Consider the following 11710-nt stretch of genomic DNA (forward strand, 5'->3'; position numbering starts at 1 on the left):
TTAGAGTTCTTCGGCCGGATCCCAAAATACATTACTGAAGTTCTGAATGGTATCGTTTAGTACAGTGATACCTTCTTTTTCGAGTAGCTCCTGCATGCGTGTAGGAGTTGGAAAATGGGCTTTGCCGGATAACTGTCCATTTCTGTTTACTACCCGCTGGGCAGGAATGTTTCGATCGGACAGAAAGGACCCATTAAGCGCCCACCCAACCATTCTTGCAGATAGTCCTGAACCGAGGCTGCGGGCAATTGCACCGTAAGTAGTAACTCTGCCTTTTGGGATCTGTTCTACCAGGTCGTATACCTGTTCAAAGAAAGAGGCAGAATTTTTTCCGGAAGGATCCAGTTGTTTGAGTTTGGTTCCGCTATTGGATTTGGTGGTTGCTGATTTATTTTTCTTTTTCGGACTGGCCATGGCTGGATTCCCGGTTTAAGCGAAGTTGCGATCTTTTTGGCTCCGGAACATTAATATAATCAAAAGGGCAATGCAAACAGCCGTTACCACAGCAGAAGCCTTTGTCCAGATGGTATTTGGCAGTTAATACGACGAAACCGGATTCGTTATAATAAAAATCTTCGCCTTCAATCAGTTGCTTTTTCATGTTCAAAAACCAGGTCGTGCAGCTTTTCATCAAAATCCGGCAGCATGGTAGCCGGCAGACGGAAAGCCAGGTAATGAATGCGGTTGCTTTGAGCGATATCCAGTCCTTCGTAATGCGTTTTTATTTTCAATTCCGGGCTGATATCCGGCAGGGCGTAGAGATCGTCTGTTTTGTTAACAAGCTCAAGCCCATAGAGTTCAATAGCCCATAAAGTAAATTGGAATAGTACGGGGGAATCTGTTTTCAGGTGAATGAGTCCACCGGGTTTCAGTAATTGCTGGTATTTGCGGAGGAATTTCGGGTGGGTAAGCCGCTTGGTGTGACGCGAGCGTCGCAACTGCGGGTCCGGGAAAGTGATCCAGATTTCAGAAACTTCAGCAGGGGCAAAATAGTTGGTAATCTGATCGATCTTGGTTCTCAGGAAAGCGGCATTGGTCTGTCTGTTTTCAAGACATTTTTTTGCTCCAATATAAATGCGATTGCCTTTTACATCAATACCAATGAAATTCTGGTTCGGGTGCAGCGCAGATAATCCAACCGTATACTCTCCTTTTCCGCAGGCAAGTTCCAGGATAAGAGGATTGGTGTTACCGAAATGCATTGACCATTTACCGGCCATGCCTTCAGGGTATTGGAAAACATTGGAAAAACTTTTGATAGCTTCAAAACGGATGAGTTTTTTTTGTCCCATGCCGGCAAAGATAGGAGGGAAGGGAGAAGGGAGGAAAGGAAGATGGAGGAAGGGAGGAATGGAAGAGGGAGGAATGGAAGGGGAAGAGGGGGATTAAGTTTTCGTGAAATGAGGTGTGCCGGGCGCAATTTGCTAAGAGCTAAAGGATTGCATTCAGTACATTTGGTAACACTAAACCCGGTAGCAAATGAAAAAGGCTGGATTATTGGTATACCTGTTATTGTTATACATTGTTAACGTACAGGCTCAATCCAAGATTGAAAATGTTATCCTTATTACTACTGATGGTCTGCGGTGGCAGGAAGTCTTCCAGGGAATGGATCCTGTGCTGGCCAATGACCGCGCCTTTAACCAGGGCGACAGCGCTGATATTTACAAGGCGTTTTGGGCTGCGGATGCGGTTGAAAGAAGGAGTAAACTGATGCCTTTTTTCTGGTCTACCATATCAACAAGCGGACAGCTTTATGGAAACCGTGCTTATGGCAATAAGGTGAACAATGCGAATCCGCACTGGTTCTCCTATCCTGGTTACAGTGAGATACTTACCGGTTATGGTGATGAGAAGATCAATTCAAATGATTTTCCTCCGAATCCGCATATAACCGTTTTGGAATTTCTGCACAAGCAGCCGGCTTATAAAAATAAAATTGCAGTATTTGGGGCTTGGGATGCCTTTGATCGCATTGTAAATGAACAGCGGTCAGGTATTCCTGTTATCAGTGCGTTTGATCCGGTTGGTGGAAGCAAGCCAACACCAACTGAACAACTGATCAATCAAATGCAAAAAGATGTGTTTAAGCCCTGGGATCTGCATGAATGCCTGGATGTATTTACGCATTTTGCAGCGATGGAAAATCTGAAAGTACGTAAACCCAAAGTGATGCAAATCTCCTATGGTGAAACAGATGAGTGGGCCCATGCTGGTATGTATAAGAACTACCTTAATGCCGCCCATATGGTTGATAAATGGATTGGGGATATCTGGAACTATGTGCAATCAGATCCGCACTATAAAAATAAAACAGCCATCATCATTACAACGGATCATGGAAGGGGTGATAAGGTTAAGGAGGAGTGGAAACATCATGGAAGCAAAATCGTAGGTGCAGATGAAATCTGGATAGCTGTATTGGCACCTGGTATTCCAGCAAAAGGAGAAGTAAAACAGCCGGTTCAATTATACCAGCAACAGGTTGCGCAGACAGTGGCGAAGTTTTTGGGTCAGACATATACTGCAACCCATCCTATTGCCCCAGCAGTGAAAGAAATATGGGAAAAGTAATCAACGTTTTAAGCTATTTACCGACTGAATTTCGATATTAAGCAGGGCTGAATTGCCGTTCCTGGAATGAATGGTGGATCGTCCGTTTATGACTACCAGCGTCCTGGAATCCGGAGTAAGAACTGATCGTCCTGCACCTCGGCCTGAAGGATGTTTGAATCCTGTAGATTAAAATCCTTGATTATGGTGCGCAGAACCAGATCAGGGTAGTGCGAAACAGCTTCCTTGAGTGTACCGAGCCTGCAATTTTTGAGTGCTGTGAGAATGCTATGTTTTTTAGAAACTGTCATACTGTTTATTTTGAGGCTTCTTTTTTGGCATCCTCTACCATTTTTTCATTGGCATAAATGGCAAACTCAACCCTTCTGTTTTTAGCCCTGTTTTCTTCGGTACTGTTATTAAATTTTGGCTGGTCTTCGCCATACCAGGAAGTACGGATCCGACTGCTTTTAATATCCTTTTGTTCAAGATAAGAAGCTACTGATTGCGCCCTTTGCCTGGAGAGCCGCTCGTTATAAGAATGGCTTCCCTTATTATCTGTATGACCCTCTATCAGAATATAGGTATTGGGGTATTTTTTCAGGATATCAGACAGGTCTGCAATTCTTTCAGCGGCCACGCCAGTGAGGTTGGACTGATCGAATCCGAAGAGCACTCCTGAGTCGAAGGTTACATTTATACCTTCACCTACCCGTTTAACTTCTGCACCGGGAATTTTTTCAATTTCTTCTGCCTGTTTATCCATTTTCCGACCAATAACACCGCCGGTAACACCGCCAACTGCAGCCCCTATAATGGCGCCTACAGCAGTATTACCTGCAGCTTTTCCAACACCTGCACCCAGTACGGCACCACCGGCTGCTCCGATGGCTACCCCTTTCTGCGTTTTATTCATGGATTTACAACCTATGGTTGTTGTACTCACGATGCTGAAAGCAGCTGCAACCCATGCAGCCTGCCTTATTTTATTTCCTATGCTGTTGTTCATATGGTGTAGTATAACGTTAATGAATATGCGATTACTGAACTTTTCCGATGCCGAAGCTTACGCCAACATTGATTCCGATATTTCTGTTTTTCTGATCAATGGAAGCTGCTTCCATTATGTCAGTTAAACCATGATAGTAATTCAGATCTACGTTTAGCCAGGTACGTTCAACCAATCGGTAATTAAAGCCTGCACTGGCAGCCACTCCCAGATCAACTGATTTTGCAAAATCGGAGGCTTTGGTTTCAACAGTTGTTTTAGTATCGCCTGCAATGGTAGTTGCTTCGTTTTTACCTCCAATTAGAAAACCAACTGAAGGGCCCACTGTTAATTTTGGTCTGAATGCGTTTCCTCGTTCACCAAAAAAGTACATGAGTTTTAGCGGAACACGTACATAGTCGAGTCGTGTTGTACTGGTAAGGTTGGATGTGGAAGTTTTTCCCCCTTCAATTGACCATTTAAGATCTGCGCCAAATCCCCAATTTGTTTCTGTACTGTATGTTAAACTAAGGCCCAGGTTACCAGCAGGCTGATAGCGGCTATTCGTTGAATTGGAGAGCCAGGTATGGCCAAATCCGGCAGTTCCGCCGAGGGATAAATTGTCTTGTGCTATTACGCTGCCACTGATGGTAAGCGCAGCAAGGGTAATGCGGATGCTTTTTTTCATGTTCTGAAGTTTTTCAGGGCATGAAAAAAATTATGCCAGGGAGGAAGTGAGAAGTGAGACGTGAGAGGTGAGACGTCAGAAGTGAGAAATGAAAAAAGCCCCTCAGTGAACGGAGGGGCTACCTAACAGCTGTAAACACACACATGAGAAAAAACAGTGTGTACCAATGGCATGCAATCGAAACCGATGCGGCGGTACAAAAAAATCCCGCGTTTAGGCCGGGATTTTTAAATGCTGTAGGGGGAGGAGTCGAACCTCCACGGGGCAGTTAGCCGTAGTACAATGCTTAGTGGTCAACCCTGGTCGGCTTTATTACAGTCCAGTTTGCACTGAACAGCAATACCAGTCGGCTCTATGCTACGTTTATCCTGTAATCCCCACCCTCGAGACGAGAGGGCATGTCTGCCAAAAATTTCATCACCCCACAGTGTAAAGAGCAACTATTAAAAGTTGGCTGTAGGAGGAGGAGTCGAACCTCCACGGGGCAGTTAGCAAGTTTTCACTTCTTTGTCCTGTAATCCCCACCCCCGAGACAAGGGGGCATGTCTGCCGAAAATTTCATCATCCCACAGTATGTTCTAAGAACTTTGATAGTGCAAACATACAGCAAAAGGCCAATTCATTGCAAATATTTCAAACAAAATTTAAAATATATTGAAATCATTCAAATAATTGTATATTGCAATAGAATTTATCAAAAAATACTTTCTAAAATGGCTGGAAAATTGAATTTAGACAAACTGGATTATCAGATTATCCAGGAGATGATGGAAAATGCCGAAACTTCCTATGCTGATTTGGGTAAAAAGTTATTCGTTTCCGGTGGAACCATACATGTCCGCATCAAAAAATTGCAGGAAATGGGCATTGTAAAAGGGAGCCGCCTGAATGTAGACCTGAAATTACTGGGGTACGATGTAATTGCCTTTATTGGTATTTACCTGGAAAAAAGTTCGCTGTATGACAATGTTGCGAAAGAGCTGAGCAAGATTCCAGAGATTGTACGGATGAATTATACAACTGGTAACTATAGTATCCTCGCGGAGATCATTTGTAAGGATATCAACCATTTAAGAAATGTATTGCATGACCAGTTACAGAAAATAAAGGGAATTGAGCGAACCGAAACCTTTATTTCGCTGGATGAGAGTTTGAACAGGAATGTGGAAGTACGGATATGAGCATGGAAGAGGGAGGAAAGGAAGAGGGAGGAAGGGATTGTGGAAGTTCTTCTCACGTCTCACATCTGACGTCTCACATTCTACGTTTCACATTTCTTGTGGTTCTAGGGCAGAAGCCCTATCTTTAGACTAAACGTATAATTTACACATTACATGAAATCCGTTTTAGCCAGATTACTGCTTGCCTCTTTAACTGCTGCCATCCTGTTACCTGCTTGTAGTGGTGGTGGAGATGATCCGGAACCTGCAGAAGAAAACCTTGTAATAACCACTACTCCCGTTTTAAATGGTCAGCAGGAAGCAGTGGCTCCGGGACCCAATTTCCCATTGACTGTAACGGTAACTTCCAAAATGCCTCCGCAGGGAGTGCGTATTGAAGTATCTGCACGCCCGGATGGAAGCGGCACGACGGCTTTCTTTACAGCTAATCAGACTACTTCCAATGCTACTACCATTTTCACAATAACGAATACGCCTCAATTGACGGTTTCGCGGGTTACTGTAACTGTTACTTCTGTTTCAAAACCAAGTAATACCAAGACGGGTTTTTATCTGTATTCACGGAAGTGAGATGTGAGACGTCAGATGTGAGAAGTGAGAAGATATCAGGAGCGAACGTCGAGGGCGTCGCGAATGCCGTTGCCAATAAGATTAAAAGCGAGTACCAATAACATAATTGCAAAACCCGGTGCCAATGCAAGCATTGGGTTATTTGTTATAATAAAATTATAGTTCTCCTTAATCATGGCCCCCCAACTGGGCTGAGGAGGCTGTACGCCCACGCCTAAAAAACTAAGCCCTGCTTCCACCACAATAGCAGATGCAAAATTTGCTGCCGCCACCACCAATACAGGTCCCATTATGTTGGGAAGGATATGTTTTACAAGTATTCTGAAATCCCGGTATCCCAGTGCTCTGGCCGCCTCCACATATTCCAGGTTTCGGGCTGCAATCAATTGCCCACGGACCAGCCTGGCCACATTCACCCACATGGTTAGTCCCACCGCTATAAACACCTGCCAGAACCCCTTACCCAATAGCAATGTTATCGCAAATACCAGTAGAAGCGTTGGAATGCTCCAGATCACATTTATCAGCCACATGATTACCTGGTCCGATTTGCCCCCATAATATCCGGCAATACTTCCGAGCAAAAGCCCGATTGTGAGTGATAGTACCATTGCGATACCACCAACCAGTAAACTGATCCGGGTACCTATGATGAGCCGGCTCAGCATATCGCGGCCGAATTTATCTGTTCCCAAAAGAAACCGTTGCTCTTTAATATATCGGTCTGGGTTAACCGAAGTAATCGATTGCTGGTTGTTCAGTTTTTGATCGGAGCTTGTTGTCCGGTTGGAGGCAGCCTGGTCAGCGGAAAAAAGTGTCAGCGGAAAAGCTACTCTTTCGTACAAGTCTTCATCGATGAATTGTTGCACAACAACTGAATCCTGGCCCCATTTATGACCACCAATCGGGATGAACGTGAAGCGATCGGGTTGTCCGTACAGGGTACGTTTCCACCAGGATACTTCAGGGGGTTGAGGAGATTTTGGGAGTAAGAGGAATTGCTGCCGGAAACCAGGAGGGCGACTTGCAATTTCAACGATCATGCGGTTGGCATCCGGGCTACTATCAGGGCTGATCCAATACCCGGATATTGCCAGCAATAATGCAAGGAAGGTAATCAAGCCTCCAATAATGGCGGAAGGTTGTCGTATTAACTTCAACCAGACAGAGGGCGATTGAACAGCTGACATGTGATAAAAATAAACAATTAGCGCACTTGACGACCCTTCCATTGATAGGTTCCGAACTGTCCGAAGGTTCCTGCTGCTACCGTATAAATAATATGAAGGGGTTGATAAAAGGGAAAGAAAGTCACAAGGCGGGAGTAACCGAAAAATGCACCTACCCGAATCATAAAGGGCCACTCAATAAGGGTTTTAATCAGTATCGCAGGCAGCGCAATCCACCAGAGCTTTTGCATAAAGAAACCGGATATCAAAAGAATTAGTAAGAGCAGATTTAGAAGGTAAACTAACAAAAGCACCCATTTTAGCTGGGATTCCTGATAGGTGCGGGCTTTACTCGCCCAGCGTATTCGTTGCTGAAGAAAGCTGGTGATGTCGGGCATGGCAGTTGTTTCAACGATTGCCTTTTTACTTTTCAGGTAAGCGGATTTTCCTGGAAAGCGGGCGGCAATTTTTTGATGCAGCAGCATGTCATCTCCGGAGGCAAGCTGGTCTATTCCTTCAAATCCGTTGACATCGAGAAAAGCAGCTTTCAGGTAAGAAAGATTGGCGCCATTGCTCATAGCATGAAAGCCTTTGGAAATGGAAGCACCGGTGATTCCCTGAAGACTGATAAAATCCAGGGCCTGAAAATGGGTAAGCCAGGAAGTACCGCGACGAATTTTTACCGGTCCGGATATAAAGCAGGCGCCTGTTTTCTGCTGGTAAAAAACATGTTGGAGGATCCAGTCGGGCGGCAGTATACAATCTGCATCCGTAGTCAGTATCAGCTCCCCGGATGCTTCGGCAATACCGGTTTCAAGTGCCTTTTTTTTATAGGAATTGAGTGGTAGTCCGGGTAGCTTATCTGCCAGCCGGATTAGTTTAATTCCCTGGTTCGCATATTCCCTCACAATCGCAGCGGTGTTGTCTTCGGAATGATCATCTATTACAATACATTCCCGCAATTCAAAAGGATAGCTTTGTTTCAGATAAGATTCTAAACAGGCACGGATAGTAAAGGCTTCATTCCTTGCCGGAATCAAAACAGAGATTTTTAATGCAGGTGTAAAGTTTGACGGAATCTCATCCTGTATGGCTAGTGCCTTCCAGTTCCAATGGTAGAATGCAATAAGTGCGGCATATAAAACCAGCAGCAGTAATGTTATGAATACCAGAATGGTCATCAGGTGGAAGCATCAGGAGCCCGGTTCGTGAATAGGCAGCCGGATTGCTGCGGCAATATTAGGCGTAATGGCCGGATCGAGCAAACGGTGCCCCGTATTTAGCAAGATGGTGGTTGATAATGCAGCATTATTTTCCTGCATCCGCCGGCCATGGGAAGGTGGTATAATCCGGTCAAATTTTCCGAAGAATTGCCTTAGTGGAATTTGATTTGCTATTAGTTGATCTTTTAATTCCGCCTGGTTTACTTTAAAGTTTTTGTAGAAGGTCCAGCGTTCATACAGATCTTTCCTGGCCTTTTCCTGCATCAGGAACTGAATAGAGAATTTGTAAATACCCGGATGCAGCAGTTTCAGTGACCTGACAATTTTCATGGCTTTCAGAAACCATTGAGGTTGTTGCATCGTAAACTTAAAGAGGCGATTCCCCCAACCAGTTTGAGTGGCGATCCAATACCATGGGTTGCGATGAAAACCATCTGGTGCAAACAACCAAAGTTCTTCTATTGGCAACCTGGTGTTGGTAGCCAGGCAGCTGACCAAACGCCCTCCCATGGAATAGCCTGCGAGCACCACGGAATTAATCCCATGCTCCTGCATCAGCAATCGGATTATTTCTTCCAGGTCTGCAGGCGCAAATGGGGTGTCGGCTTCCCAGACTGATTTCCCATGAAGTGGCAGATCGGGACAAATGAACGTATACTCCCTGCTCATTTCAGCAGCCAGGGGGTGAAAGGAAATTCCGCTTTCGCCATACCCATGAAGAGCAATAACCCAACGGGGACCGTTCCCGATCAGCTGATAGTGCAGGTATTGATTCCGGAAGGAAATCTTCATGTTGGAAAGCGGATTTTTTTTCCGTCCGAAATTAGCAGGAAAAGATTGCAGGAGTCAATAAAATTTAGTACATTCGAATAGTTGTTTAACTAACTATATGCCAAACAACCAATTTAAGAAAGGAGAGTTATACAGTTTTATTACGGGTAAGGCATCGACAGCTATAGCGAGGCGGTTACAGAAAAAATTCAATTCGGCTCAACTGAACCTGACCATAGAGCAATGGAGTGTATTGTATCATTTATGGAAAGAGGATGGGATTAGTCAGCAGGAATTATGTAATGCCACTTTCCGGGATAAACCCAGTATTACGCGGCTGGTGGACAATCTCGAAAAGTTGAAACTGGTAAAGCGGGTGGCATCGAAAGAAGACCGCCGGATGAATATGATTTACCTGACGCCGGAAGCACGCAAGATGCAGGAAGCATCGATGGACTTGGCGGAAGAGACCTTGAATGAAGCGCTGACCGGTGTACCGGCTGATCAGGTGGAGATATGTAAAGCGGTGTTGCAGATTGTCTATGACAATTTGAAGTGAGACGTCAGACGTGAGATGTCAGAAGAAATTGATCCTTTAACTATTTAATCATATAACTATGTCCAGTGCATCCCAACAACAAGCGACCGTCCTGAAGGGTGGTGAATGGCTGATCAAGGAAAGTTCCCCGTTTGAAACCTTTATACCGGAGGATTTTAACGAAGAGCAGCAAATGGTAAAAGACATGTGTGCCAGTTTCCTGGACACGGAAGTTTTACCTATTGTAGACCGGATTGATAAATTGGAGCAGGGTTTAATGCCTTCCCTGGTGGAGAAGGCGGGTGAGCAGGGCTTGTTGGGAACATCGATTCCGGAGGAATTCGGCGGACTTGGGAAAGATTTCATTACTGCTACCCTGGTTAACGAAGGCCTGGGCGGTGGATTTTCTTTTTCTGTAGCAGTAGCGGCACATACCGGGATAGGCACACTGCCCATTCTCTATTTTGGAACACCGGAGCAGAAGGCCAGGTACATTCCGAAGCTGGCAACCGGAGAGTGGAAGGGTGCGTATGGATTGACAGAGCCGAATTCCGGTTCTGATGCGTTAGGGGCCAAAACCACGGCTAAGCTATCCGAAGACGGGAAACATTATATTCTGAATGGGCAGAAATGCTGGATCACCAATGGTGGCTTTGCTGATGTCTATACTGTATTTGCCAAAGTGGATGGTGATAAGTTCACCGGGTTTATTATAGAGCGTGGAATGGAAGGATTTACGCAGGGTCCGGAAGAACACAAAATGGGTATCAAAGGATCCTCCACTGTTCAATTGTATTTCCAGGATTGTAAAGTGCCGGTTGAAAATGTACTGGGAGAAATCGGTAAGGGGCATATCATCGCTTTTAATATCCTGAATATTGGTCGCCTTAAATTATGTGCCGCCGCACTGGGTGGAGCCAAGCGGGCATTTAATACCTCCATCGAGTATGCCAATACAAGGGAGCAGTTCAAACAGCCCATCAGCAATTTCGGTGCGATTAAAAACAAGATTGCGGAAATGGCAATCCAGATCTGGGTATGCGAATCGGCACTTTACCGTTCCAGCAAATGGATCGACAATAAAGAAGTGGAATTACTTGGCAGCGGCAAACCCTTTAATGAAGCTTTGTTAGGAGCTGCGGAAGAATACGCCATTGAATGTGCCATGCTGAAAGTATTTGGAAGCGAGGTATTGGACTTCGTGGTGGATGAAGGGGTACAGATTCATGGAGGAAATGGATTCAGTGATGAATACATCATTTCAAAAGCGTATCGAGATAGCCGGATTAACCGGATCTATGAAGGAACGAATGAAATTAACCGGCTGCTTACCGTTGATATGGTTTTAAAGCGCGCCATGAAAGGCAAGTTGGATTTGCTTAACCCGGCCATGGCGGTCATGAAAGAACTCATGAGTATTCCAGATTTTGGTTCGGGTGATGAGCAACCATTTGATGCAGAGAAAAAACTCATCGCGAATTTCAAAAAGGCCATCCTGATGACTGCGGGGGCAGCTGTACAGAAGCTTCAGATGAAGATAGAAGCTGAACAGGAAATCCTGATGAATATTGCCGATATGGCCATTCTGACTTATAATGCGGAATCCGCCTTACTGCGCCTGATGAAGCTGACCGACCAGCGTGGAGAAGGACAATGCCAGCTGGAAGCTGATATGGCAAGAACCTATCTGTATGATGTGGCCGATAAGATCAATAAATATGGAAAAGACGCCATCAATGCTTTTGCGGATGGTGATGAGCAACGTATGATGCTACTGGGCTTGAAACGCTTCACTAAAGCGGCGGCCTTCAATAGTAAGGAAGCAAGACGAAGGATCTCCGCGAAAATACTTGCGGACAATCGCTATCCCCTCTAAAATTCATATTTTATAAATGTTTACACTTAAGGAGCCTAAGGCTCCTTTTTTTATACCTACAAGAATTTGAACATATGTTTAGTTTTTTTTAACATTTTTTAAAAAAAATATTAAGTGTTTGATTGACCGTTATAAATTTTAACATATATTCAA

13 protein-coding genes and 1 tRNA gene are annotated in these 11710 nt (G+C 44.7%); 5 read left to right on the forward strand and 9 right to left on the reverse strand.

Features of this window, described 5'->3' with window-relative positions; all coding sequences use genetic code 11:
• Genes L0U88_RS13115 through trmB form a run of 3 tightly spaced genes read right to left on the reverse strand, consistent with a single transcriptional unit; the run spans nt 1 to nt 1292 of the window.
• The gene (locus L0U88_RS13115) at nt 1-414 is read right to left on the reverse strand and encodes an MGMT family protein (protein ID WP_234866521.1); all 414 of its coding nucleotides are present in this window, start codon (nt 412-414) and stop codon (nt 1-3) included.
• Nucleotides 389-601: a C1orf53 family protein gene (locus L0U88_RS13120; protein ID WP_234866522.1), complete on the reverse strand. Its 213-nt coding sequence runs from the start codon at nt 599-601 to the stop codon at nt 389-391. Before L0U88_RS13120 ends, L0U88_RS13115 begins: the two co-directional genes overlap by 26 nt.
• Complete coding sequence (trmB, locus tag L0U88_RS13125) at nt 582-1292, reverse strand: tRNA (guanosine(46)-N7)-methyltransferase TrmB (RefSeq protein ID WP_234866523.1); 711 nt, start codon at nt 1290-1292, stop codon at nt 582-584. Before trmB ends, L0U88_RS13120 begins: the two co-directional genes overlap by 20 nt.
• A 187-nt stretch (nt 1293-1479) precedes the next feature.
• On the opposite strand from trmB, the gene L0U88_RS13130 reads away from it, so the two are divergent.
• Nucleotides 1480-2574 carry an alkaline phosphatase family protein gene (locus tag L0U88_RS13130; RefSeq protein ID WP_234866524.1) on the forward strand — a complete coding sequence of 365 codons (1095 nt, stop codon included), beginning with the start codon at nt 1480-1482 and terminating at the stop codon, nt 2572-2574.
• Nucleotides 2575-2869: 295 nt separating this feature from the next.
• Here L0U88_RS13130 and L0U88_RS13135 read toward each other — a convergent pair whose 3' ends face one another.
• The 3 genes from L0U88_RS13135 to L0U88_RS13145 form a co-directional block, all read right to left on the reverse strand.
• A complete protein-coding gene (locus tag L0U88_RS13135) occupies nt 2870-3538 on the reverse strand; it encodes a YiaD family glycine zipper/OmpA-like lipoprotein (RefSeq protein ID WP_491893170.1) in 669 nt (222 codons plus the stop codon).
• 55 nt (nt 3539-3593) lie between these two features.
• Nucleotides 3594-4229 (reverse strand): porin family protein, encoded by a 636-nt coding sequence (locus tag L0U88_RS13140; RefSeq protein ID WP_234866526.1) that lies wholly within the window; start codon nt 4227-4229, stop codon nt 3594-3596.
• A gap of 451 nt (nt 4230-4680) precedes the next feature.
• Nucleotides 4681-4800 (reverse strand) — tRNA-Asp (locus tag L0U88_RS13145).
• Between the two features lie 142 nt (nt 4801-4942).
• Here L0U88_RS13145 and L0U88_RS13150 point away from each other — a divergent pair.
• Nucleotides 4943-5410, forward strand: a complete 468-nt coding sequence (locus L0U88_RS13150; protein ID WP_234866527.1) for an Lrp/AsnC ligand binding domain-containing protein — start codon at nt 4943-4945, stop codon at nt 5408-5410.
• A 153-nt stretch (nt 5411-5563) separates the two neighbouring features.
• Nucleotides 5564-5980 (forward strand): hypothetical protein, encoded by a 417-nt coding sequence (locus tag L0U88_RS13155; protein ID WP_234866528.1) that lies wholly within the window; start codon nt 5564-5566, stop codon nt 5978-5980.
• 35 nt (nt 5981-6015) lie between these two features.
• Here the strand turns inward: L0U88_RS13155 and L0U88_RS13160 are convergent, their stop codons facing one another.
• From L0U88_RS13160 to L0U88_RS13170, 3 genes are read right to left on the reverse strand one after another with little or no spacing between them, the layout of a single operon-like run.
• Complete coding sequence (locus L0U88_RS13160) at nt 6016-7170, reverse strand: ABC transporter permease (protein WP_234866529.1); 1155 nt, start codon at nt 7168-7170, stop codon at nt 6016-6018.
• Between the two features lie 17 nt (nt 7171-7187).
• Nucleotides 7188-8330, reverse strand: a complete 1143-nt coding sequence (locus L0U88_RS13165) for a glycosyltransferase (protein ID WP_234866530.1) — start codon at nt 8328-8330, stop codon at nt 7188-7190.
• A 12-nt stretch (nt 8331-8342) separates the two neighbouring features.
• Entirely contained in the window at nt 8343-9164 is an 822-nt protein-coding gene (locus L0U88_RS13170; protein ID WP_234866531.1) for an alpha/beta fold hydrolase, read from the reverse strand.
• Nucleotides 9165-9261: 97 nt separating this feature from the next.
• Between L0U88_RS13170 and L0U88_RS13175 the strand changes: the two genes are divergently transcribed.
• Both L0U88_RS13175 and L0U88_RS13180 read left to right on the forward strand, forming a co-directional pair.
• Complete coding sequence (locus tag L0U88_RS13175; protein ID WP_234866532.1) at nt 9262-9702, forward strand: MarR family winged helix-turn-helix transcriptional regulator; 441 nt, start codon at nt 9262-9264, stop codon at nt 9700-9702.
• 58 nt (nt 9703-9760) lie between these two features.
• Nucleotides 9761-11557: an acyl-CoA dehydrogenase FadE gene (locus L0U88_RS13180; protein WP_234866533.1), complete on the forward strand. Its 1797-nt coding sequence runs from the start codon at nt 9761-9763 to the stop codon at nt 11555-11557.
• Nucleotides 11558-11710: the final 153 nt, after the last annotated feature.

Origin of the sequence: Flavihumibacter fluminis (assembly GCF_021491375.1) — a bacterium.
Taxonomy (GTDB): Bacteria; Bacteroidota; Bacteroidia; order Chitinophagales; family Chitinophagaceae; genus Flavihumibacter; species Flavihumibacter fluminis.

Excerpts from the sequence above, each read along its gene's own strand:
- L0U88_RS13115 (WP_234866521.1), bottom strand. The coding sequence starts at position 414 with ATGGCCAGTCCGAAAAAGAAAAATAAATCAGCAACCACCAAATCCAAT.
- L0U88_RS13120 (WP_234866522.1), bottom strand. The coding sequence starts at position 601 with ATGAAAAAGCAACTGATTGAAGGCGAAGATTTTTATTATAACGAATCC.
- trmB (WP_234866523.1), bottom strand. The coding sequence starts at position 1,292 with ATGGGACAAAAAAAACTCATCCGTTTTGAAGCTATCAAAAGTTTTTCC.
- L0U88_RS13130 (WP_234866524.1), top strand. The coding sequence starts at position 1,480 with ATGAAAAAGGCTGGATTATTGGTATACCTGTTATTGTTATACATTGTT.
- L0U88_RS13140 (WP_234866526.1), bottom strand. The coding sequence starts at position 4,229 with ATGAAAAAAAGCATCCGCATTACCCTTGCTGCGCTTACCATCAGTGGC.
- L0U88_RS13150 (WP_234866527.1), top strand. The coding sequence starts at position 4,943 with ATGGCTGGAAAATTGAATTTAGACAAACTGGATTATCAGATTATCCAG.
- L0U88_RS13155 (WP_234866528.1), top strand. The coding sequence starts at position 5,564 with ATGAAATCCGTTTTAGCCAGATTACTGCTTGCCTCTTTAACTGCTGCC.
- L0U88_RS13160 (WP_234866529.1), bottom strand. The coding sequence starts at position 7,170 with ATGTCAGCTGTTCAATCGCCCTCTGTCTGGTTGAAGTTAATACGACAA.
- L0U88_RS13165 (WP_234866530.1), bottom strand. The coding sequence starts at position 8,330 with ATGACCATTCTGGTATTCATAACATTACTGCTGCTGGTTTTATATGCC.
- L0U88_RS13170 (WP_234866531.1), bottom strand. The coding sequence starts at position 9,164 with ATGAAGATTTCCTTCCGGAATCAATACCTGCACTATCAGCTGATCGGG.
- L0U88_RS13175 (WP_234866532.1), top strand. The coding sequence starts at position 9,262 with ATGCCAAACAACCAATTTAAGAAAGGAGAGTTATACAGTTTTATTACG.
- L0U88_RS13180 (WP_234866533.1), top strand. The coding sequence starts at position 9,761 with ATGTCCAGTGCATCCCAACAACAAGCGACCGTCCTGAAGGGTGGTGAA.